This is a genomic window from Xenorhabdus sp. PR6a, assembly GCF_028599065.1.
GTDB classification, from domain to species: domain Bacteria; phylum Pseudomonadota; class Gammaproteobacteria; order Enterobacterales; family Enterobacteriaceae; genus Xenorhabdus; species Xenorhabdus doucetiae.
Genome location: NZ_JAQRFJ010000010.1, coordinates 1 through 22,396, shown reverse-complemented (window position 1 = coordinate 22,396; position 22,396 = coordinate 1). Strand labels below are relative to the sequence as shown.

Here is a 22,396-nt window from a genome sequence, read left to right as displayed (position 1 = left end):
TATCGCCTTGGCATCAAAAAATACTGACCCTGAATCCTGGATTGAGAAAAGATTCGCGCGGCGTGTAATTCAGTGTTTTCCCCGCCCAATCCGTGACATGCGCTCCCGCCGCAATAGCAATGGCATGACCGGCAGCGGTATCCCAAATATTGGTTGGCCCAAAGCGTGGGTAAAGTTGGGCTTTTCCCTCTGCAACCATGCAGAACTTAAGTGAAGATCCGACGGAAAGGGTATCGTGCACGCCGAGCTGGGAAAGATAATCTTGCAACTCCTCATCATCCCTGTGAGAACGGCTGACCACCACGATTGGCGGCTTCGCTGACATCACTTTAATGGGAAGCCTCTGGCCATTAGTTTCTTTCCACGCCTGACGCCCTTGTGCTGAATATAAGACATTCTGTACAGGGACATAGATAACGCCCATCACAGGTACGCCATTTTCTACCAATGCGATATTGACGGTAAACTCGCCATTGCGACGGATAAACTCTTTCGTACCATCTAATGGATCAACCAACCAATAACGCTGCCAATTTTTCCGCTCTTCCCATGCAGGTGGTTCTTCTTCCGATAACAACGGAATATCAGGCGTAATGCGCAATAATCCCGCTTTAATGATCTTATGAGCGGCAATATCTGCGGCAGTCACCGGTGAATCATCCATTTTACGTTCTACTTGCAACGGCTGTTCAGCCTGATAGGTCGCCATGATCGCCGCGCCTGCTTCCCGTGCCAATTGGCAGATTTGTTGTAGCATCATTCACCTCTGCATTTATTGTTCAGCTATCCGCTTATGCGTTCAAATTGCAACTTTTTTGGCAGTACTGCAAATTAAATATGCTTAAAAAAATAGCCGGCTAACCGACTATTTTATTCGTTATCAATAGCATTGCAGAATCAATGAATTACAGAATTTCCAATAATTCCACTTCGAAGATCAGTGTACTATAAGGAGGAATGGATGCCCCTGCGCCACGCTCACCATAAGCCAGATTGTGTGGAATATAGAGTTCCCACTTAGAGCCGACCGGCATCAGAGTCAAGGCTTCAATCCAACCTGGGATCACACCGCTGACAGGAAATTCGGCTGGCGTACCGCGCTGTACTGAACTGTCAAATACCGTGCCATCAATCAAACGGCCTGTATAGTGAACACGAACGCGGTCAGTACGGGCAGGGATAGTGCCATCACCTTGGGTCAGGACAGAAAATTGCAGACCCGATTCAGTGCTGCTGACGCCTTCACGCTGAATATTTTCTGCCAGGAATTTTTTGCCTTCTTCTGCCATCGACTGCTGACGTTCACGTCGAACGCTGTCAGCACGTTCATGTATCTCACGTAATGCACGATGCAGTTCTTCTACAGGAATAGCAGGAGAACGACCTTCCAGCGCATCACACAACCCTGCCAACAGTGCTTCTGGTTCTAATCCTTGTAAACCTGATTCCTGTAATTGTTGCCCAACCTGCAAACCAATACCGTAACTTGCCCGCGCTTCAATAGACTCAAAAGAAGGTGTTGTCATGAAAATACCTGTGATTAAATAAGTGAAGGTTCAAGCATAACAGCACTATCTGGGCGGGTAAACGCGTGAAGGGGTTTTATTGAACTATCATCATGACTGTCACCATGTTTGATAATGGAATAAAGATAATCTTGCAAAATCAATGATAGATTTTTCATCATCATGTTGAACATGGTAAATATTGCGCCCAGTTAACGTCCTTTGTATCTCATCAAAAGCCTTAGACTCTGATTGGGTGAGATTCTCTTTTACATAAACCGTGAATAAGACCTTTCTGATACTCAAGATATTTTCACTTGCAGCCCTAGTGATTCTGGCTACCCAAGAATCACAATGCTCAATCATTCCACTGGCCTCCTGTTGAGCAAACGCAAGTGGTTTTATAACACAAACAATTTTTTCTTTCTGTTTAGCGACAAATGGCAAAGTAAATTTAGATAACTCACCATCAACCTTTTCTTTTTTAAATAAATTTTTTAAATCATCATAACGATTTAATCTGTTTTTCAGCTCTCTGGTAAGAATGTTTTCCTTACGTTCTTTACTATATTCTGAATGATTGATAAATCTATTATAGATATCAGTGAGTTCTTGCTCTGGGTTCTCAGACAAAATCACTTTTGGCGGGCTGAAAAAGAAAATAGATTCTCTGGGAGCAATGAAGGTATTAAAAAAATCTGCAATTTTGTAAGGGTCATGGATATCGCGAACCATCTCTTGTGCAAACATTAATTCCTTATGTACAGCATCTCTGGCATAAGGAAAAATTGAATCATCCCGAAAGAAATGACGAACTCTTTTATCATTACTTTTTGTTAGCCTAAAATGAAATTCTCGTAGTTTAGGCATACACATAACCACGCCAATATTAACAAACTCTTCAGTCTCGGCAAAAGGGGCATACCTCACGATACTGTATAAGCATGGGTTAGTCATATAATGCTGCTCCTAAACTCTTCTGAGTACCCTCTGTTTAATATCTTATTTATATTATTAATAATGAATTGATAATCAAGATCTTCGTACCACTCACTTGGAATTTTAACAATAGAATTATTAAAACAATACAGAATATTTTCTACAACATTATCTAATTCGCATTTATCCACCCTATCAAAATACCAACTTCTGTTGATTGGAGAAAAAATATGGTAATCAAATTCATTCAACTCACAAGATGACATAAATGCCAAGTTATGATCGATGAGATAGTATCCATTTGTTTTATAATTATAAATTATATTTACATTGCCACCTTTTTCAGTCAGATTTCTATCTGAATTATTGATTAAGCGATCAAAAAAGTATATTAACTTTTGATAACTTTTTTCTATCTTTGTATGTGCCTGATGATAGGTGATACCGGCTGAATCAGGAATATATTTTGTAGCAAACGCATGTCCTTCTGAAAGTTCTCCGATTAAACAAGGCATAAATGCCAGCAATTCTCTCGATACATAGACAACTTTAATCTCTGGCATAGGAAGATTGATACTTTTAGCAAGGTAAGAAGCCATCAACTCATGGATAAGTTGAAGTTTCGGCATCTTGGGTTGTGATTTCACCACATATAAATATCCATCATCACATTTACACAAATATGGTTCCGTCGAGCCATCTGACATTTTTCTAATGATTTCAACTACATTAATTACATCTGAGATCATGGCCGCTCTATAACCTCATTACTGATATTAGCTGTACACGTACTCACTCTATACCAAACAGGTTGGAATGAACTACCTTACATTAATCTGATTAAGGTTTCGTAAGTTATTGGCGAAAATGCGGAGGGTATTCAGGTTTTAGGGAAACAACAAGTATGGAGGGGAAATGATTTTGCGATACAAAACAAAAAACGCTGGCAATGCCAGCGTTTTTTGTCACATGTTCGGAAACCTAATCAGCGATTAAGCTTCTGGAACGATGTTAACGTTCAACTGTGCAAATACATCGCTGTGTACCTGGAAGTGAACTTCGTGCTCACCAACAGTACGCAGAACGCCGTTGGACAGACGAACTTCGCTCTTAGATACTTCAACGCCAGCCGCAGTTACTGCATCAGCGATGTCACGAGTACCGATAGAACCGAACAGTTTACCTTCGTCACCCGCTTTAGAAGCGATGGTAACAGAGCCCAGTGCATTGATTTTCTCTGCACGAGCTTCTGCCGCTGCCAGAACGTCAGTCAGTTTAGCTTCCAGTTCAGCACGACGAGCTTCGAAAAATTCGATGTTTTTCTTAGTAGCAGGAACAGCTTTGCCCTGTGGTACTAAGAAGTTACGGGCATAACCCGCTTTAACGTTAACTTGGTCACCCAGGCTACCCAGGTTCGCTACTTTATCAAGCAGAATAATTTGCATTACCTTATCCTCTCAAAGTCGTTAATGGACTGAACCTATTACTGATGACGATCAGTGTAAGGCAACAGAGACAGGTAGCGTGCACGCTTGATAGCACGAGCGAGCTGACGCTGGTATTTTGCACGAGTGCCGGTAATACGGCTTGGTACAATTTTACCACTTTCGGTAATGTAGTTTTTCAGCGTAGCAATGTCTTTATAATCGATCTCTTGTACGCCTTCCGCGGTGAAGCGGCAGAACTTGCGACGACGGAAATAACGTGCCATTTGGCTAGTCTCCAGAATCTATCAATTCAATCTGCTCGGCATGAAGAACCAGTTTGCTAAGACCATTACGCCCATAATGGGAATTAATGAATCCTGAAACAGTGATTCGACTGCCGACCGTTATACTGTGAGTATATTCCTGTAACAACTGTCCGCTGGCAATGACGGGCATTCTGCACCATGACTGCCTGCTAAATCCGGCTTCCTGTTGCTGTGAACGATGTTCAAGCACAAACTGACAATGTGGAATACCGGATGGACTGACTCTTCGTATCGGTGTCTTGCACACTGTGCCAGAAAGCACCAAACGATTGGTTGTCACAATAATTACTCTTCAGAATCCCCAGCTTCATCAACATCATCAACCAAGTCTTCTTCCAAGACCAGATCACGGCTGCGACGTTCGTCTTTAGCCTTAACCATTGGTGATGCTTCAGTTACTGCGTGCTTAACGCGCATAACCATGCTGCGGATAACGGCATCGTTGAAGCGGAAGTTAGTTTCCAGCTCATCAATCGCTTCTTGTGGCGCTTCAACGTTCATCAGAACGTAGTGAGCCTTGTGCAGTTTGTTGATTGGGTAAGCCAGTTGACGACGACCCCAGTCTTCCAGACGGTGAATCTGACCTTGCGCGTTAGTGATAGTCGCACTGTAACGCTCGATCATGCCCGGAACCTGTTCGCTTTGGTCAGGATGGACCATAAAAACGATTTCGTAATGACGCATTAGATTGCTCCTTACGGATTATTCAGCCTCCTGTCAGGGTCAGCCGTGGCCCATGGAGGCAAGGAACGTGTTTAGTACGGCTGAAAAATTGACGCGTCACTATACCCGTACAATATAAAAAACTCAAGGTACGGGCAGAGAAAAACGTTTATTCTGATTTCAAATCACTTCTCTGACGCACGATTTCAAACAAGCACACGCCTGTGGCAACCGATACGTTCAGGGAAGAGACGGAACCTGCCATTGGAATACTGATCAATTCATCACAATGATCACGTGTCAGACGACGCATTCCTTCACCTTCCGCCCCCATCACTAGCGCCATCGGGCCAGTCAGCTTGCTCTCGTATAAAGCGTGCGTGGCTTCTCCCGCCGTTCCGACAATCCAAATATTGTGTTCTTGCAGTACACGCAATGTCCGCGCAAGGTTAGTCACCCGGATCAGCGGTACACTTTCTGCCGCGCCACAAGCCACTTTTTTCGCTGTTGCATTCAGTTGTGCAGAGCGATCACGCGGAACGATAACCGCATCCACCCCCGCCGCATCCGCAGTACGCAAGCACGCACCCAGATTATGTGGATCGGTAACACCATCCAGTACCAGCAGGAATGGGCGATCCAAGCGAGATAATAAATCCGGCAAATCATTTTCCTGATACTGACGCCCCGGCTTGATGCGAGCAATGATCCCCTGATGTACAGCGCCTTCTGTTTGGGCATCCAACCATTGGCGATTGGCAATTTGTACCGCAATGCCGAGACCTTCCAATTCCTGCAATAATGGCGTTAAACGGCGATCTTCACGCCCTTTCAACACATAAACTTCCATGAAACGTTGTGGATCGCGCTCCAGCAAGGCTTTAACGGCATGGATACCGTAAATAATTTCACTCATGACTGACTGATACCTAACTTACTGATATTTTTAAGATACCGAAAAATAGCGGGCGGCTGCATTCGCCACGCCCTGATTAACGATGGTATGGATTCACTTTTCAACTTGCGCTTTTTTTCGCCCGCTTCGCTTTCAGTTTTGCCGTAATTTTTTTCGTCTTGCTTGACGGTTTTTTCTTTTTGCCTGACTTATCACTTGGCTTGGACGCTTCAGGCTTCTCCGCACGTTTCTTTTTACGGAAAGGGCTGTCTGGCTCAAAATTGGCTGATTTTTTATGATCAAACCCTTTTTTACCATTTTTACGCTCCGGCGCGCCTTTTTTCGCCTTATTGCGTGCCGTTTTCCCCTGATTACGGGCTTTGCGCGTCGTTGAAAGCAAGGTGAAATCAATCTTACGCTCATCCATGTGAACGGCTTCCACCCGGATCTCGACTTCATCGCCGAGGCGATAAGTTTGCCCGGAAGACTCACCAATTAAACGCTGGCCGACATTGTCATATCGATAATAATCGTTATCCAATGTCGAAACATGCACCAAACCGTCAATAAACAGATCATGCAAGCGGACGAAGAAACCGAAGCCTGTCACGCTGGTAATCAATCCGGTGAAAATATTACCCACCTGATCCTGCATGAAGTCACATTTTAGCCAGTCTGCCACATCTCTTGTCGCTTCATCAGCACGGCGCTCAGTCATGGAACAATGGTTACCCAATTGCAGCATCTGTTCCAGATCGTTGTGCCAGCCACCGGTTGACGTCGAGCGAGGCTCAACAGCACCGTTTTCTGATGCGTCATTTTCTTGTGCTAATAAATACTTGATCGCCCGATGCAGCGCCAAATCAGGATAGCGGCGGATTGGCGAAGTGAAGTGGGAATAAGAGCGCAGTGCCAAACCAAAGTGCCCCCGATTCTCCGGCTCATAAATCGCCTGCTTCATGGAGCGCAACAGCATCGTTTGCAGCAATTCACGATCTGGCCGATCAGCGACGGCTTTCATCAATTGCGCATAATCTTTCGGTTCTGGCTTTAAGCCTCCCAACAAGCTCAATCCCAGCTCATTGAAGACCGAACGCAAATTCAGGATACTCTCTTCTTTTGGCCGATCATGGATACGATATAACGCGGGTTCATGGTGTTTTTCAACAAAGCGAGCGGCAGCAATGTTCGCCAGGATCATGCACTCTTCAATAAGTTTATGTGCATCGTTGCGTACAACGGGTTCAATCCGCTCAATCCGGCGCTCTGCATTAAAGATAAACTTGGCTTCTTCCGATTCAAATGAAATCGCGCCACGCTCTTCACGCGCCTGTTCCAGTGCCTGATACAACTCATGCAGATGCTCAATATGTTTTACCAGCGGTTTGTAATGCTCACGCAGCTCTTGATCGCCCTGCAACATCCTCCACACTTTTGTATAGGTCAAACGGGCATGTGAATTCATCACCGCTTCATAAAACTTATAGGAAGAAAGTTTGCCTTGGGCGGAAACTGTCATTTCACACACCATACACAGGCGGTCAACTTCTGGATTGAGGGAGCACAATCCATTGGACAGCACTTCCGGCAGCATCGGTACGACTTGGGACGGGAAATAAACTGAGTTACCACGGCTGCATGCTTCACTATCCAACGCCGTTTGCGGACGAACATAGTAGCTGACATCGGCAATGGCTACCCACAACCGCCAACCGCCACCGCGTTTTCTTTCGCAATATACCGCATCGTCAAAGTCCCGTGCATCTTCGCCGTCAATGGTCACCAGCGGCAACTCACGTAAGTCTACCCGGCCTTGTTTGGCCGATTCCGGTACATTTTCATCCAAGCCAGCGACCTGTTTTTCTACCATTGGCGGCCAGCTATGGGGAATCTCATGGGTACGCAGCGCAATTTCAACCGCCATGTTCGTTCCCATAGTTTCGCCCAATACTTCAACAACTTTGCCGATGGCTTTAGTCCGGCGAGTTGAGCGATCGGTCAATTCAACCACCACGACATTGCCCATTCTCGCCCCGCAGGTTGCTTCTTTCGGGATCAAGATATCGAAACACAGACGGCTGTCATCAGGGACTACAAATCCCATGCCCGCATCCATAAAATAGCGGCCAACAATTTGGCTATTCTTTGGCTCCAAAATCCGCACGATGCGTACTTCAATGCGGCCTTTTCTGTCCGGACGCAGAGGTTGTGCCAGTACGACATCACCGTGGATCGCCATTTTCATCTGTTCGGCTGACAGAAAATAGTCTTCTTTGTGGCCTTCCACACGCAGAAAACCATAGCCATCACGGTGGCCAATTACCGTGCCTTTCAATAAATCCAGCCGCTCTGGCAACGCATAACATTGACGACGGGTAAAAACCAATTGCCCGTCACGTTCCATTGCCCGCAAACGCCGGCGCAATGCTTCCAGTGCATCTGGCGTGGTTAACTGAAGTTCTTGTGCTAATTCCTGACGGCTTACCGGAGTGGTGTGTTTAGAAATGATATCCAAGATATATTCACGGCTTGGGATAGGAGATTCGTATTTTTCAGCCTCTCGTTCCCGAAAAGGATCTTTTGACATCGTCATTCCTCTATTGTCATCAGCAAGCTGTTTATCCCCTTGCTTCACTTAACCAAAAGCAATTGATAAAGGGGACGATTGTCTTTGACCATATCGGCCACAGTATATTTATCCAACTCTTCCAAAAAATTTTCTACCGCTTGATTCAAGACTGACTTTAAGCGACATGCAGGCGTGATTTGACAGGCACTACAGTTAACCAATGACAGTGGCTCCAAGAAACGAACCACATCACCAATTTTGATCTCGTTGGCAGGTTTGCCCAAACTGATGCCGCCATTTTTTCCTCTGACAGCATTCACCAATCCCAAGTGACTCAGTTGATTGATGATCTTTACCATATGGTTACGCGAAACACCGTAAACTTCAGTGACTTCTGTAATGCTTGTCATTTGGCCTTCTGGTAAAGAAGCCATATAAATCAAGGCACGTAATCCATAATCGGTAAAACTGGTTAACTGCACACTCACCTCTGGGAGACTGAATACCACGGCGTTTATTTGGAACCAAAAAATGTAGGTTTATTGGTTTTCGTTAGTTGATCATCATTATGTGGGTATTTTAAAAATTAAGCAAAACAGGGAAAAACAAAAACCGGGCAATAAGCCCGGTTATATACGCCTAAAAGATGAAGCTATCGATTAAGCATCAAAGGGATCACGCAGGATCATCGTTTCTGCACGATCTGGGCCTGTAGAAATAATATCAACAGGAACGCCAGTCAGATCTTCTACACGTTTGATGTAGTTCAATGCAGCTTGTGGCAATTGGCTGTGATCTTTCACGCCAAAAGTGCTTTCATCCCAGCCAGGCAGGGTTTCATAGACGGCTTCAAGACCTTCCCAGTTCTCTGCTGCCAGTGGCGTCGTATCAATGACAGTGCCATCAGCTTGACGATAACCCACGCAGATTTTCACTTCTTTCAGACCATCCAGCACATCCAGTTTAGTCATGCAGAAACCAGACAGGGAGTTGATTTGGATCGCGCGACGAATAGCAACGATATCCAACCAGCCAGTACGACGGCTACGACCTGTTGTCGCACCAAATTCCTGACCTTTCTGACGCAGGTATTCACCTGTCTCATCAAACAGCTCAGTTGGGAATGGGCCTGCGCCAACGCGGGTGGAGTAAGCCTTGATAATACCCAGTACATAATCAACGTAACGTGGACCCAGACCGGAACCCGTCGCAACGCCACCCGCAGTGGTGTTGGAAGAAGTCACATAAGGATAAGTACCGTGGTCGATATCCAGCAGTGTACCTTGCGCACCTTCGAACATCACCAGCTCACCTTTCTGAGTTGCTTTGTAGAGCAGGTCAGAAACGTCAACTACCATGCCTGTCAGGATATCGGCAACAGCCAGAATGTCATCCAATGTTTTCTGATAATCAACAGCAGGTTCGTTGTAGTAGTTAACCAACTGGAAATTGTGGTACTCGATGATCTCTTTCAGTTTAGCGGCGAAAGTTTCTTTATCAAACAGATCACCCACACGCAAACCACGACGTGCGACTTTGTCTTCATATGCAGGACCGATACCACGGCCAGTTGTACCAATCGCTTTGGCACCACGCGCTTTTTCGCGGGCGTTATCCAATGCAACATGGTAAGGCAGGATCAGCGGACAGGCTTCAGAAATAAGCAGGCGCTCACGTACAGGAACCCCACGTGATTCAAGCTCTTTCATCTCTTTCATCAAAGCATCTGGTGCTAAAACGACCCCATTTGCGATAATGCTAATGACATTTTCACGTAAGATCCCGGATGGGATTAAGTGGAGAACGGTTTTTTCACCGTTGATGACTAGTGTATGGCCCGCGTTGTGGCCCCCTTGATAACGAACTACGTACTTAGCTCGTTCAGTCAGCAAGTCGACGATTTTACCCTTGCCCTCGTCACCCCATTGGGTGCCCAATACGACAACGTTCTTACCCATTTCAAAAGTTCACTCGGTTGCTTAAAAATGGATTCTACCATCTCATTTGGCACCTTTCAGTATTTTTTGTTACTTCTGTTATTTCGTTTCGTCATATAAATGGGCTGCTAAGTAAACATTGGTAATGACAGACGTACAAAAATAAGCCACTGTCGTTTTTGACAGTGGCTTATCGTGGGCTAGAATGCGGCTAAGTATATTAACCGCATTCCGCCAGTTTGATGATGCTAAACTTTAGGTAATTTACCTAGCGAAATCACTTAATCCGCAGTACGAGGACGTAGATCCTCAGGGGCTTTCATATAACGGAAAAAGTCAGTGTCTGGGCTGAGTACCATCACATCATTCCCCTTACTCTGGAAGCTCTTCTCGTAAGCACGCAAGCTACGGATAAATACATAGAATTCAGGATCTTGGTTGAACGCATCAGCAAATAGTTTGGTTGCTTCCGCATCACCTTCACCACGTAAAACCAATGCCTGACTCTGTGCTTTTGCCTTAATTTCAGTCGCTGTTTTATCAGCAACGGCGCGTATCTTCTCTGCTTCTTCCAAACCTTGTGAACGCAGGAGACGTGCTTCTGCCTCACGGTCAGCACGCATACGCTGGTAAATGGCTTCTGAAATTTCCTGTGGCAAGTTGATCTGTTTAATACGAACGTCAACAACCTCAATACCTAATGCAGCCATGCTGCTTGGGTTAATGGCTGGTTGCTTGCCTTTTGTCTCTTTTGCTACCAAGGCCGCCGCAGAGGCGATTGCACTATCGGCATCCGTTGCCCCACCCTCTTCATGGGTTCCCTGATTCAGGGCATCACGCACATCGCTCGTTAAACGACCACGGGAGTCAGTCACAATGCCACGGACATCAAGACGACCAATTTCAGAACGCAAACGGTCACTGAATTTACGTCTCAGCATCATTTCAGCGCGGGAGATATCACCGTTCCCCGTTGCCAGATAGTAACGACTAAAATCGTTAATGCGCCACTTCAAGTAAGAATCAACGATCAAGTCTTTATTTTCACGCGTCAAGAAACGGTCGGCCGTGATATCCATAGTTTGAATACGGGCATCAAGGGTTTTGACTGTTTCCACAAACGGAATTTTGAAATGCAGACCAGGCTCATAAATGGCCGGCTTATTTTCTGCATCACGTACAACCTTACTAAAACGCAGAACAATACCACGTTCGCCTTCTTTCACAGTAAAGATTGATGCATAGAGAACAACCAATACCGCGATAATCGCAACAATGAATGAATTACGCATGATTATGGTCTCCCTACTCTGACCGTATCACCGCGCAGGTTATCGCTACCGTTATAAGTGCTGGATTCCCGTCGTGGCGTTGATTGATTCTGACGAATCATCTTCTGTACCGCTGTGTCACTGGATACATTTTGCTGAACTTTCGCCGGATCATTCACCGCTTGATCTAATGGCAATAGCAGCATGTTGTTACTCTTTTCGGTTGCAATGACTTTACGTGTATTACTTAACACACGCTCCATTGTCTCGATATACAAACGTTCACGAGTAATTTGTGGTGCTGCTTTATATTCAGGCAAAATTTTGGCAAAACTCGCCACTTCACCCTTAGCATTCAATACGGAGCTAACTTTATAAGCTTTGGCATCTTCAATAATACGCTGCGCTTCACCTTCCGCTTTAGGTAATACTTCGTTTTCATAAGCCTTGGCTTCACGAATGGTTTGCTGCTTCTGTTCACGCGCTGCGATAACATCATCGAATGCGGCCTTAACTTCTTCTGGCGGACGAGCAGCCTGGAAGTTGACATCAACTACTGTAATACCCATATGGTATGGACGGATAGTCTCTTCCAGTACCTTCTGAGTATCGTTACGGACAACAGTACGCCCTTCCGTCAGATTGGTTTCCATTGAATATTTGCCAACAACACCGCGCACGGCACTGTCGGTAGCTTGACGCAGGCTATCATCAGGATTGGTCACACTAAAGAGATAAGCTGCCGGATCAGTGACACGGAATTGAACGTTCATTTCAGCCAAAACCACGTTTTCATCCGAAGTCAGCATGGCACCCTTTGTTGCCAAATCGCGAACAGCTTCAACGTTGACAGCTCTGACCTGATCGATGAACGTCATTTTCCAGTTCAAGCCAGGCTGTACAACATGACTAAACTTACCAAATCGAGTGACTACACCACGTTCTGCTTCTTTAATCGTATAGAAACCACTTACAACCCAAACAGCAACTGCAGCAGCAACGGCAAGGCCAATAAGACGCCCGCCAAATTTAGCGTTCTGCTCAGAACCATTTCCACCTTTGTTTCCACCGAGACCACCGAGTTTTTCACTCAGTTTACGGAACAGATCGTCGAGATCAGTTGCCCCACGGTTACGACCACCTTTATTGTTGCCGCCGGAGTTGCCGCCATTATTATTGCTGCTTCCCCACGGGTCGCGGTCCTGTCCGTTATTACCGGGCTGATTCCACGCCATGTTTTAGCTCCACTTTCTAGTTTTTACTGGTTTTTCAGAGGTGACTGCTCTCCACCCAGATGGGTGAGGCTTCCCACTTCACAGACCGTTGCCTGTCCCTGACAGGTCTAGCAGCGGCCTCCGTGGGCAGAAACGACGGACTTCATCGTTTTTGTAAGCAACCAATATTATTGGGTGATACTTTTGACAGTGCTGATTCTGTCACTGCAATTCTGGCACAGTCATTTCATCACCGCCATTTCATCTCTGCTACTCCATGACTATAAGCACCTTGAAATGGCAGATAAAATGATACCTTGTTTGTTGTCTTGCGCCAATCAATCAGACAACATTCAGACAACATAGTCTGGTAAATTGGGTTCTTGTTTGCACAGACGACGCCAATCAACGATAGGCATCCTGACTTCAACACCCACCTCACCATTTTCTTCCATCCATTCACGTTCAATGGCCTGAAGCTGATAAAAACGACTGCGCAGACGCCCCGCCTCAGGTGGAAGATGCAATTTATAGTGTGCGATTTCACCTGAGAGGCGCTCAGTCAACGCTTGCAATAACAGAGGTATACCTTCGCCAGTTTGTGCTGACAACCAAACTCTGACCGGACGATTTTCTTCATCACGATCAATACGGGGAATAAAATCTTCCAGCATATCGATTTTATTCATTACCATCAGTGAAGGGATTTCATGGGATTCAATCTCTTCAAGCACACTGTCAACAGCGGTAATATTTTCATCGACGCGAGTATCAGCCGCATCAACAACATGCAGCAATAATCTCGCCTGCCGAGTTTCCTGCAACGTCGCCTTGAACGCGGCCACCAAATCATGAGGCAAATGGCGGATAAAACCGACGGTATCCGCCAAAACAACCGTGCCAACGTCATCCACCTCTATTCGGCGCAATGTCGGATCCAAGGTGGCAAAAAGCTGATCAGCCGCATAAACTTCGGATGAAGTTATTGTATTAAATAGACTGGATTTCCCCGCATTGGTGTAACCGACAAGAGAGACGGTTGGGATATCGGCTTTATTGCGTGCCTGACGCCCCTGTTCACGCTGTTTTTCAACTTTGCCAAGGCGTCCCAAAATCTGTTTGATTTTGTCACGCAACATACGGCGGTCACTTTCCAACTGGGTTTCTCCGGGTCCACGCAGCCCGATTCCCCCTTTTTGGCGTTCAAGGTGAGTCCAGCCCCGTACCAGACGGGTGGACAGATGACGCAATTGTGCCAATTCGACTTGTAACTTGCCTTCATGCGTTCTTGCCCGCTGGGCAAAAATATCCAGAATCACACCCGTGCGATCAACAACACGACACTGGCACAAGCGTTCAAGATTACGCTCCTGTGCTGGGCTGAGGGCATGGTCAAATAACACCACATCTGCACCACTGTTTTTGACAGCTTCAGCAATCTCCTCTGCCTTGCCCTCTCCGACAAAATATTTCGGATGAGGTGCCTTCCGGCTTCCCGTTACAATCTGCACAGGAGAAACACCTGCGGAAGTCACCAATGACTCGAACTCACTGAGATTTTCCGTATCTTTTTCCTGTGAGAAGAAAACATGCACCAGAACGGCTAACTCTCCGCCTTCATAACGATCAAACAACGGTGCAACCCCTCAGGCTGAGTAAAAATCCAATAAGAAAAAACATAGGTAAAGTCTCCCTACCTATGTTTTTATTTTCAGGCACAGCGACTGATTTATTCAGCGCCATCGCTTTCCTGTTGTACCGCTGGGTTAGTGCCAGCGTGATAATTTCCAACGCCAGTCGGCACACCCTGGTTGTTACTATGATGAGACACCGGACGGGAAGGCACAACAGTAGAGATGGCATGTTTATAAACCATCTGACTCACCGTGTTTTTCAGTAAAATGACAAATTGGTCAAAAGATTCAATCTGACCCTGTAATTTGATACCGTTGACCAAATAAATAGAAACCGGGACCCTTTCACGTCGTAAAGCGTTCAGGAATGGATCTTGCAGAGATTGCCCCTTAGCCATTCTATATTTTCCTTATTTTGTTGTTTTTCACTAAGAACCTATTGGTTCGAAAAGAAGTAACTACTCAAAAATAACACTTTCGTACCGATCATTTGTACTGATCAATTGTACACAATCAATGAATTTATGTACTAATAACCTGCATGACTGTGTTTAGATTTTGTTTAGGTTGATCACTATCCAACCAAGTCACATTGTCCCAACTCCTGAGCCACGTGATCTGACGCTTTGCCAATTGGCGTGTCGCACAGATACCGCGATAAACCATCTCATCATGAGATATTTCGCCCGCGAGGTAAGACCACATCTGACGATAACCAACACAACGAATGGAGGGTAAATCTGTATGCAAATCACTACGAGCATAAAGCGCTTTCACTTCATCTTCAAACCCTGATTTGATCATTTGTTCAAAACGGGCTGCGATGCGTTGATGCAAAGTTTCACGGCTTGCCGGCGCGATCGCAAACTGATGAACCTGATAAGGCAATACTTCTCCAGACGTTTCAGTCAATTCAGTTAAAGTCTTACCCGAAATCCGAAAAACTTCCAGTGCACGAGTAAGACGTTGTGGATCATTCGGATGAATCCTTGCCGCAGAAACGGGATCAATGTCCTGTAATTGTCGATGTAAAACGTCCCATCCCAGCTCCACTGCCTGTTGTTCAATGTGCGTCCTGATCTCAGGGTTCGCTGAAGGCAAAGGCGATAATCCTTCCAACAATGCTTTGAAATATAGCATGGTTCCACCAACCAGGAGTGGAATTCTCCCAGCCGCTGTGATCTTTGCCATTTCTTTCAAGGCGTCACGGCGAAAATCAGCAGCAGAATAGACTGCCGTGGGGTCAAGAATATCGATCAAACGATGCGGGGCCAGTGCCTGCTCTTCTGTAGACGGTTTTGCGGTTCCAATATCCATTCCGCGATAAATCAACGCAGAATCGACGCTGATTAATTCAACCGGAAGACGCTGACGTAAAGCGATCGATAACGCCGTTTTTCCTGAAGCCGTTGGCCCCATGATAAAAATGGCTGTCGGCAGATGTTGAGTTTTTAAATCACTCATGATTAAAAAGTGCCACCACTGCTTGTAAATCAATTAATTGTAATAACCCATCCGGCGGCGATCCCACCAGTTGCGGGCAAAGGCGCTCGACCTCAGCCAAAAGCTGGACGGCTTGCGCGATGTTCCACGTTTCATGCTCGCTACCCACATGACGGGAAAGCCAAATGGCCACCTGTTCCACAGAAGCCGTTGACTGTTCCCCTAGATAGCCCAACAGTTCCGGCAAGAGTTTAGGCAGGTTCTGTTGGCGCAGAGGCAACGATACCGCATGAATGGTCACTTTTCCATGCGCGACTGTCGATTCAATCCCAAAAGTCTTTAATAAGTCACTATTCTGCTTCAGTGCCTGCATTTCTGACTGATCGAGAGCCAGTTTCAGCGGGATTAATAAGGGCTGAGATTTTAATCCCTGCTCCCCTGGGGTCAGTTGCGCCTGTTTTAGCCAGCGTTCAACCACTGGCAGGGAAAGCAGACCGATTCCCAAGGGGGATTCGATCAAGGCATAGCTTGCGGCATAAATGCACAATACTTTGCCAAAGCTATATCTTCCAAGATCTAATTTTCCAAGCTCAGATTTCCCCGATCCTGATGGCACTGGTGTGGCAGGAACAGCGATTGGCTGAGAGGTCGGCTCACTCCTTTCTGGAAATAACACACGTTTTTCTTCCGGTGAAGATTGCATCATATTTTGATACAACTCACCCTGTTTTTTCTGGTAGCTTTCCTTATGATGTGCTTGCGATGTGCCACGATCATGATGTTCATGCCGTCGTGAAGGTGCCTCATCAGCTCGCTCATTACGCTTGCCGAGAAAATGATTTTCTCCCGCAGAAGGGCGATTCTCCGGCACCCAGCTTGCAGCACTTTCTTGGCAACCCAGCGCCAACTCATCTCCTCCAGTGCGTTGTTTCAGTACCGCCGCCACGCCTTGGTAAATAAAATCATGGACTAAGCGAGCCTGATGGAAACGGACTTCATGTTTGGCGGGATGCACATTGACATCCACTTGGCGCGGATCGATTTCAAGATACAAAACATAAGCGGGTTGCTGTTCACCCTTAATCAAATCCTGATACGCTTGACGAATCGCATGATTAATCAGGCGATCCCGCATCATGCGCCCATTGACATAGCAATATTGGATATCGCTGACTGCCGTATTCACGGGATCAGCGACCCAGCCCTTAATGGACAAGGCATCATGCTGCCATGACAACGCCAGCGCCTGTTGCACAAACGCGGCGCCACAAATCGCGGCCAAGCGGCGTTCATACTGAGATTCATCTTTGGCAGGGCGATACTGACGCACCAATTTTCCATTGTGATTCAGATTGATGGCGACATCCAATCGCGCCAGCGCTATCCGCCGTATGACTTCATCAATGTGACCAAACTCCGTTTTCTCGGTTCTCAGGAATTTTCGGCGAGCCGGCGTGTTATAAAACAGATCCAATACTTCAACGGTGGTTCCCACCGGATGAGCGGCAGGTTTCACCGTCACCTCCATATCACGGCCTTCAGCATAAGATTGCCACGCTTCTGTCTGGCTTTCAGTACGGGACGTTAATGTCAGCCTTGAAACAGAGCTGATACTCGCCAGCGCTTCCCCACGAAACCCCATACTGACAATCGCTTCCAAATCATCCAATGAAGCAATTTTACTGGTTGCATGGCGTGCCAGCGCCAGAGTCAGATCTTCCTGACTGATCCCACAACCATTATCGCGGATCCGAATCAATTTCGCGCCACCCCGTTCAATGTCAATATCAATACGGGTTGCACCGGCATCAAGGCTATTTTCCACCAATTCCTTGACCACAGAGGCAGGGCGTTCAACCACTTCACCGGCAGCAATCTGGTTTGCTAATTGTGGGGGTAATATCTTGATAGCCATATTTGACCTTACTTACGTTTTGACTTTGACACAGACTATTTACTTTGGTGCAGACTGCAATGGGTTAGCCTGAAAATAGTGACGTAACCCCAAGTGAATGGCTTGTGCCAGTTTTTCCTGATATTGATTGGAGCCTAATAGTTCTTCTTCAGACAAGTGACTGATAAAGCCCGTTTCGACTAAAATAGACGGGATATCCGGCGAACGCAAAACACCCAGGCTTGCATGTTCTGGTGTGCGCTTATGCAGAGAACCAATTTTAGCGAGCCGGTTCAACACCTGCACAGCAACATCATAACCAACACGTTGTGAATGCCCAAATTGCAAATCGAGCACCGCCTGACTCAGATAAGGATCCGTCCCATTGGCAAGCGCATCTCCCGCACCGCCCAGTAATTCCGATTGTTTCTCATGCTGTTCCAGCCAATTTCCCATTTCACTGTTTGCACGACGGTTGGAGAGCACCCAAACCGAAGCACCTCTGGCGCTGCGATTGGGTGCGGCATCGGCATGAATCGAGACTAACATATTGGCTTTATGTTTACGGGCAACTTCGGAACGCCCCGCCACAGAGATAAAATAATCGCCATTTCGCGTCAACACCGGCTTGAACATGGGATCATTGCGCAAAAGGGCTTCCAACTTACGGGCAACATTAATCGTTACGTTTTTTTCTTTCAATCCCCGTTGCCCAATCGCACCCGGATCTTGCCCACCATGACCCGCATCAATAGCAATGACAATCGAGCGAGTTATTTTTTCTGGCTCAGATTGGCCAGCCTGTTTTTTCACACCTTGTTCACGCTGATTCGAGACGGGCTTAGTGTCTTTTCCTGTCAATGCAGCATTATTTGTAAGTAATCGCTTACTATCATTTTGTAAGGTATGATGATTGGATACCGCTGCGTCGCTTGCAACTCCCTGGGTTTTCAGGGTCAGCACCACTTGCGATTGATGTCCAGTATTTTTCATTGAGGACGTTTTCACCACAGAAGTGGCCGTGACCTTATGTGTTAACGCCAAGACCACTCGCTGATGATGTACATCAGGTGACTGGCTGGAACGCACAAGTTTTATCAGATTCTGGCCGGATAAACGCATCGGCAACCCAATAACTTTACTGGATTGGCGAATATCCACCACCAATCGTTCAGGAGAATGCAAAGGAAAGAATCGATAATCAGGATACCCGCCGGTGAATTCCAACGTCACGACGGCCTCAGAAGAGCCATTATTCACATGGATATTCGACAACGTCGCCGCTGAGGCTGTCGTCATAACCAACTGGCTCAACATGAAAAACAAAACACAGGCCATCCCCCAATGGGCACGCCATTTTTTGCTGATATTTACGTAAAAGGCATTCACGAAAAAGGCATTCATCATGGTCGGGTATCCCTTCATAAGGACTTCAAATTATCCAACAGACTTTCACCATATTTAGATAACGCAACAAAACGTGCCTGTCGCCCTTCACTGTCGTAACTCAAGTGCAGCTCGATATCTGCATCCGGCAAAACGCCCGCTCCCTGCTGGGGCCACTCCACCAGGCAAATGGCTTCCTGATGGAAATAATCACGGATACCCATAAATTCCAGCTCTTCAGGGTCAGCCAGACGGTAAAGATCAAAATGATAAACAGGCCGTGGTTGTAAGGCATAAGGCTCAACTAACGTATAAGTCGGACTTTTCACATGCCCCTGATGGCCGAGAGCTTGCAGAAAACCACGACTAAATGTAGTTTTTCCCGCACCAAGATCGCCATATAAATAAATAACATAGCCGCGATCGCCAACTGCCGCCACTGCGTTACCCAATGCAACGGTGGCATCTTCATTTGGAAGTGATAAAACGAGTTCTTTCATTGAAAAATATCTATGTTGATTTATTGGATTAGAAACGAATCAGGTAGACATATCAGTTAAATAGCTAACCAATAACCATAACATAATTTAGACGTGATCATTGAGAATCTTCTGCACTACCAAGTGTTAAGCTAAGTATTCAACTGGCGTGAAGAAAAGTGTCTGCGTGTCGCGGAAGGTCCGGCAATTTGCCGTATCAAGACTGGGAGTGCTCAATAATCAATCAGCCGAATTTCTTATAAAAAAACCCGTTCGTTTCCTTGTGAATAAAAATAAAAATACTTTGCTGATCAACTAACAAACAGAGAATAAACACTGATCATGTTATTTTTAAATTAGGTTAATTACTTTAATTAATCAATAAGTTAAGTTTGAACTATGGTTGTGAATGATAAGCCTAAAAAACCAAACACGAAGAAGCCTCCTGTGGATAACTCTGTGTAACAACTAGAGCATCATCAGGTGACTCAGCAGGGTAATCATGTTAAATACTGTGGATAAAAAACAAGAATTGAATTCTCGTGGACAACACCAGAAATCAGCAGCGAAATAAAAAATCCACTCATCCATTCTAGACGCTAGTGGAGAAATTTTCCTCTGCCTCTTCAAAAATGAGGCGGCATTATGGACCTGTTGGAATAGGATAGCAAGTGCTTTATCGACAATTTATATTTGGTAGAGATTGTCTTGCAATAAGTACCAACATCTCTACGCTGACGCTATTTTCCTATCAACTATTCCTTGATTCAAGTCGCAATTTTTCGATGATAAATCATTTAGATTTATCTTAACCTGGTATCAACGGCTTCATTGGAGCAACGACAATGTATATACCAAAAAAAATGGAAATGACTGACCAAGACAGCATGTCGACATTTATTATCAACAACAGCTTTGGATTATTGATTTCTCCCGCACTAATAGGCACCCATCTTCCTTTTGTTTTTACTCCCGATAAAGGAAAGATGGGCGTGTTATATGGGCACGTAGCCAAAGCTAATCAGCACTGGAAAGAATTTGATGGTCAGCGAGTATTAGTGGTCTTTACCGGGCCACATGCTTATATTTCTCCAACTTGGTATAAAACACACAATGCTGTTCCAACTTGGAATTATTCAGCAGTACATTGCTATGGGGTAGTAGAAATCCTAGGAAACGAAGAGACAAAATGGGTCATGGAAACTCTGGTCAATACCTTTGAACCTAATCTGATAGAGAACAAAGAACTTATGCCAGACGCTTACCTCAATCAGAAAATGCAAGCGATAGTCGGGTTCAAAATCTGGCTCGACGAAATTCAGGCTAAAGAAAAGCTCGGCCAACATAGAAGCCAAGATGACCAACGTGGTGTTTATACGGCGTTGAAAAACAGTACAAAAAGCGATAACGTAAAACTGGCTAATTACATGAAAAGGCGTCATATTGGCACTGGCGATTAAGGTGTTCGCCAGTAGGTCTGTGGCGCAGTAAGCTATTTCACTCCCCTCACTGGACTCAGCAAACACGCAAGCCCCACACTAATCTGAATGAGTGCACAAACTATAAACAGCAGATCTATCCTGCCTCCCGAAACCACATACCCTGAAATAGCCAAACCGAAAGGTAAACCTAATTTAAATATTGTGCCAGTAATACCCATTACTCTTCCTATATTCTCTTTTTTAACACTTTCTTGACGGTAAGTGTAAACGAGAAGAGCTGTGATTATTTCGAAGAAATTCGTCCAGAAAAAAGCAAAAATCAACATTACAGAGTGGTTAAAAAATAGAATCAAAAGGTAGCCAAATGCCTGAAGGATCATAGTGACAACCAACACGAATCCTAAACCAAACCGGCTTCGTAGGTGAACTGTCAATAGAGAACCTAGTATTCCTCCTATTCCGCCCGCAGATACCATATAACCAATGTTAACAGAATTCATGACCAGAACCGTTTTGGCATAATAGATAGCTTGCAAAGAAAATACTATTGAGCAAGTATTTAGCACCATTATAGCCAGCGCCATATGATATAATGGAACATTAGCTTGTAATATCTTCCAACCTTTAACGATAGACGTTCTTATATTTTCAGGGGTTCTGAATACTTCTTTTTCGTAAGGCATTTTGAACAAATAACACCAGGCAATAAACAGAAATAATGCTATCCATAGAAAAGTAATATGGGCGGATGAGAATAAAATAATCACACCAGACAGCAAAGGACCAAGTGCCTGGAACAGGCTACTCAGTGAACTCATACTGGAGATCGCTGCACTTTGTAAATTTTCAGGTAGTACATGTTTCAGCATTCCCATTCTGGCGTTAAGGTAACCAAAGTTAAAAGCCATCATAAAGAACGCACAAGGGAATAGTACCCACAATGGGTTTGGACTAAACTCGATGGCTAACCAGCCAGCCAGCAAACACACAACCTGTCCCACAATCATCCATTGAGACCAGACCTTACGATCCACTCGATCAATCAAAGCTCCAATCACTGCTGCCAGGAGAATATAAGGTAGAAACTCGGCAGCACGCATCCAGCCCATGATTTCCGATGAGCGGGTGATATCGTAGATTAATAATGGTAATGCTAGCTCATAAACCTTCCCCCCTAAATGACAAAACAGCGCACCTGAAAATAGCATCCGAAACTGCTTATGTTTCCATATAGCCTTTTCCAAAATGTTTCTCCACTACACGACGGTCTCTGTTTTATATAACCGCTAAAATCTGGTTGTCGTATGTCATTTCAGAACACCATATCTGGGCAGTGCATAACGATTAAGGGGCAAACACAGAGTTTGTGTTT

Annotated in this window: 22 protein-coding genes; 1 reads left to right on the top strand and 21 read right to left on the bottom strand. The window is 45.5% G+C overall.

Going from position 1 to position 22,396, the window contains the following annotated elements:
- Positions 1–13 precede the first annotated feature (13 nt).
- The 20 genes from cysQ to tsaE all read right to left on the bottom strand — a co-directional run bounded on the left by cysQ (position 14) and on the right by tsaE (position 19,603).
- Positions 14–757: a 3'(2'),5'-bisphosphate nucleotidase CysQ gene (cysQ, locus tag PSI15_RS04430; protein WP_273582505.1), complete on the bottom strand. Its 744-nt coding sequence runs from the start codon at positions 755–757 to the stop codon at positions 14–16.
- A gap of 148 nt (positions 758–905) precedes the next feature.
- Positions 906–1,526 carry a peptidylprolyl isomerase gene (locus PSI15_RS04425; protein WP_045968265.1) on the bottom strand — a complete coding sequence of 207 codons (621 nt, stop codon included), beginning with the start codon at positions 1,524–1,526 and terminating at the stop codon, positions 906–908.
- Between the two features lie 99 nt (positions 1,527–1,625).
- On the bottom strand, positions 1,626–2,462 hold the full coding sequence (locus PSI15_RS04420; RefSeq protein WP_273582461.1) for a DUF3037 domain-containing protein: 837 nt from the start codon (positions 2,460–2,462) through the stop codon (positions 1,626–1,628).
- On the bottom strand, positions 2,459–3,193 hold the full coding sequence (locus PSI15_RS04415; RefSeq protein ID WP_273582460.1) for a HipA family kinase: 735 nt from the start codon (positions 3,191–3,193) through the stop codon (positions 2,459–2,461). Before PSI15_RS04415 ends, PSI15_RS04420 begins: the two co-directional genes overlap by 4 nt.
- A gap of 243 nt (positions 3,194–3,436) precedes the next feature.
- Positions 3,437–3,889 carry a 50S ribosomal protein L9 gene (gene rplI, locus PSI15_RS04410; protein ID WP_273582459.1) on the bottom strand — a complete coding sequence of 151 codons (453 nt, stop codon included), beginning with the start codon at positions 3,887–3,889 and terminating at the stop codon, positions 3,437–3,439.
- Positions 3,890–3,927: 38 nt separating this feature from the next.
- A complete protein-coding gene (gene rpsR, locus PSI15_RS04405) occupies positions 3,928–4,155 on the bottom strand; it encodes a 30S ribosomal protein S18 (RefSeq protein WP_000135199.1) in 228 nt (75 codons plus the stop codon).
- A 4-nt stretch (positions 4,156–4,159) separates the two neighbouring features.
- Entirely contained in the window at positions 4,160–4,477 is a 318-nt protein-coding gene (gene priB, locus PSI15_RS04400) for a primosomal replication protein N (protein WP_065814087.1), read from the bottom strand.
- A gap of 5 nt (positions 4,478–4,482) precedes the next feature.
- Positions 4,483–4,881, bottom strand: a complete 399-nt coding sequence (gene rpsF / locus PSI15_RS04395) for a 30S ribosomal protein S6 (RefSeq protein ID WP_047962417.1) — start codon at positions 4,879–4,881, stop codon at positions 4,483–4,485.
- A gap of 148 nt (positions 4,882–5,029) precedes the next feature.
- On the bottom strand, positions 5,030–5,776 hold the full coding sequence (rlmB, locus tag PSI15_RS04390; protein WP_273582458.1) for a 23S rRNA (guanosine(2251)-2'-O)-methyltransferase RlmB: 747 nt from the start codon (positions 5,774–5,776) through the stop codon (positions 5,030–5,032).
- A 100-nt stretch (positions 5,777–5,876) separates the two neighbouring features.
- Positions 5,877–8,342, bottom strand: a complete 2,466-nt coding sequence (gene rnr / locus PSI15_RS04385; protein WP_273582457.1) for a ribonuclease R — start codon at positions 8,340–8,342, stop codon at positions 5,877–5,879.
- Positions 8,343–8,386: 44 nt separating this feature from the next.
- Positions 8,387–8,806: a nitric oxide-sensing transcriptional repressor NsrR gene (gene nsrR, locus PSI15_RS04380; RefSeq protein WP_045968251.1), complete on the bottom strand. Its 420-nt coding sequence runs from the start codon at positions 8,804–8,806 to the stop codon at positions 8,387–8,389.
- 177 nt (positions 8,807–8,983) lie between these two features.
- Complete coding sequence (locus PSI15_RS04375; protein ID WP_045968249.1) at positions 8,984–10,282, bottom strand: adenylosuccinate synthase; 1,299 nt, start codon at positions 10,280–10,282, stop codon at positions 8,984–8,986.
- A gap of 260 nt (positions 10,283–10,542) precedes the next feature.
- Positions 10,543–11,553, bottom strand: coding sequence for a protease modulator HflC (hflC, locus tag PSI15_RS04370; protein ID WP_045968247.1), 1,011 nt, complete (start codon positions 11,551–11,553; stop codon positions 10,543–10,545).
- Between the two features lie 2 nt (positions 11,554–11,555).
- Positions 11,556–12,767 carry an FtsH protease activity modulator HflK gene (hflK, locus tag PSI15_RS04365; RefSeq protein ID WP_045968245.1) on the bottom strand — a complete coding sequence of 404 codons (1,212 nt, stop codon included), beginning with the start codon at positions 12,765–12,767 and terminating at the stop codon, positions 11,556–11,558.
- Positions 12,768–13,099: 332 nt separating this feature from the next.
- On the bottom strand, positions 13,100–14,380 hold the full coding sequence (gene hflX, locus PSI15_RS04360) for a ribosome rescue GTPase HflX (protein WP_045968243.1): 1,281 nt from the start codon (positions 14,378–14,380) through the stop codon (positions 13,100–13,102).
- A 95-nt stretch (positions 14,381–14,475) separates the two neighbouring features.
- Complete coding sequence (hfq, locus tag PSI15_RS04355; protein ID WP_273582456.1) at positions 14,476–14,778, bottom strand: RNA chaperone Hfq; 303 nt, start codon at positions 14,776–14,778, stop codon at positions 14,476–14,478.
- 124 nt (positions 14,779–14,902) lie between these two features.
- Entirely contained in the window at positions 14,903–15,844 is a 942-nt protein-coding gene (gene miaA / locus PSI15_RS04350; RefSeq protein WP_273582455.1) for a tRNA (adenosine(37)-N6)-dimethylallyltransferase MiaA, read from the bottom strand.
- On the bottom strand, positions 15,837–17,738 hold the full coding sequence (gene mutL, locus PSI15_RS04345; RefSeq protein ID WP_273582454.1) for a DNA mismatch repair endonuclease MutL: 1,902 nt from the start codon (positions 17,736–17,738) through the stop codon (positions 15,837–15,839). Before mutL ends, miaA begins: the two co-directional genes overlap by 8 nt.
- A gap of 39 nt (positions 17,739–17,777) precedes the next feature.
- On the bottom strand, positions 17,778–19,142 hold the full coding sequence (amiB, locus tag PSI15_RS04340) for an N-acetylmuramoyl-L-alanine amidase AmiB (RefSeq protein ID WP_273582453.1): 1,365 nt from the start codon (positions 19,140–19,142) through the stop codon (positions 17,778–17,780).
- Positions 19,139–19,603 carry a tRNA (adenosine(37)-N6)-threonylcarbamoyltransferase complex ATPase subunit type 1 TsaE gene (gene tsaE, locus PSI15_RS04335; protein WP_273582452.1) on the bottom strand — a complete coding sequence of 155 codons (465 nt, stop codon included), beginning with the start codon at positions 19,601–19,603 and terminating at the stop codon, positions 19,139–19,141. Before tsaE ends, amiB begins: the two co-directional genes overlap by 4 nt.
- Before the next feature lie 824 nt (positions 19,604–20,427).
- Here tsaE and PSI15_RS04330 point away from each other — a divergent pair.
- Positions 20,428–21,042 (top strand): FMN-binding negative transcriptional regulator, encoded by a 615-nt coding sequence (locus PSI15_RS04330; protein WP_273582451.1) that lies wholly within the window; start codon positions 20,428–20,430, stop codon positions 21,040–21,042.
- Positions 21,043–21,074: 32 nt separating this feature from the next.
- Here PSI15_RS04330 and PSI15_RS04325 read toward each other — a convergent pair whose 3' ends face one another.
- Positions 21,075–22,268, bottom strand: a complete 1,194-nt coding sequence (locus PSI15_RS04325; protein ID WP_273582450.1) for an MFS transporter — start codon at positions 22,266–22,268, stop codon at positions 21,075–21,077.
- Positions 22,269–22,396: the final 128 nt, after the last annotated feature.

What these genes read in the sequence shown, in the direction of transcription:
- cysQ (WP_273582505.1), bottom strand. Translation starts at nt 757, where the DNA reads ATGCTACAACAAATCTGCCAATTGGCACGGGAAGCAGGCGCGGCGATC.
- PSI15_RS04425 (WP_045968265.1), bottom strand. Translation starts at nt 1,526, where the DNA reads ATGACAACACCTTCTTTTGAGTCTATTGAAGCGCGGGCAAGTTACGGT.
- PSI15_RS04420 (WP_273582461.1), bottom strand. Translation starts at nt 2,462, where the DNA reads ATGACTAACCCATGCTTATACAGTATCGTGAGGTATGCCCCTTTTGCC.
- PSI15_RS04415 (WP_273582460.1), bottom strand. Translation starts at nt 3,193, where the DNA reads ATGATCTCAGATGTAATTAATGTAGTTGAAATCATTAGAAAAATGTCA.
- rplI (WP_273582459.1), bottom strand. Translation starts at nt 3,889, where the DNA reads ATGCAAATTATTCTGCTTGATAAAGTAGCGAACCTGGGTAGCCTGGGT.
- rpsR (WP_000135199.1), bottom strand. Translation starts at nt 4,155, where the DNA reads ATGGCACGTTATTTCCGTCGTCGCAAGTTCTGCCGCTTCACCGCGGAA.
- rpsF (WP_047962417.1), bottom strand. Translation starts at nt 4,881, where the DNA reads ATGCGTCATTACGAAATCGTTTTTATGGTCCATCCTGACCAAAGCGAA.
- rlmB (WP_273582458.1), bottom strand. Translation starts at nt 5,776, where the DNA reads ATGAGTGAAATTATTTACGGTATCCATGCCGTTAAAGCCTTGCTGGAG.
- rnr (WP_273582457.1), bottom strand. Translation starts at nt 8,342, where the DNA reads ATGTCAAAAGATCCTTTTCGGGAACGAGAGGCTGAAAAATACGAATCT.
- PSI15_RS04375 (WP_045968249.1), bottom strand. Translation starts at nt 10,282, where the DNA reads ATGGGTAAGAACGTTGTCGTATTGGGCACCCAATGGGGTGACGAGGGC.
- hflC (WP_045968247.1), bottom strand. Translation starts at nt 11,553, where the DNA reads ATGCGTAATTCATTCATTGTTGCGATTATCGCGGTATTGGTTGTTCTC.
- hflK (WP_045968245.1), bottom strand. Translation starts at nt 12,767, where the DNA reads ATGGCGTGGAATCAGCCCGGTAATAACGGACAGGACCGCGACCCGTGG.
- hfq (WP_273582456.1), bottom strand. Translation starts at nt 14,778, where the DNA reads ATGGCTAAGGGGCAATCTCTGCAAGATCCATTCCTGAACGCTTTACGA.
- miaA (WP_273582455.1), bottom strand. Translation starts at nt 15,844, where the DNA reads ATGAGTGATTTAAAAACTCAACATCTGCCGACAGCCATTTTTATCATG.
- mutL (WP_273582454.1), bottom strand. Translation starts at nt 17,738, where the DNA reads ATGGCTATCAAGATATTACCCCCACAATTAGCAAACCAGATTGCTGCC.
- amiB (WP_273582453.1), bottom strand. Translation starts at nt 19,142, where the DNA reads ATGAAGGGATACCCGACCATGATGAATGCCTTTTTCGTGAATGCCTTT.
- tsaE (WP_273582452.1), bottom strand. Translation starts at nt 19,603, where the DNA reads ATGAAAGAACTCGTTTTATCACTTCCAAATGAAGATGCCACCGTTGCA.
- PSI15_RS04330 (WP_273582451.1), top strand. Translation starts at nt 20,428, where the DNA reads ATGTATATACCAAAAAAAATGGAAATGACTGACCAAGACAGCATGTCG.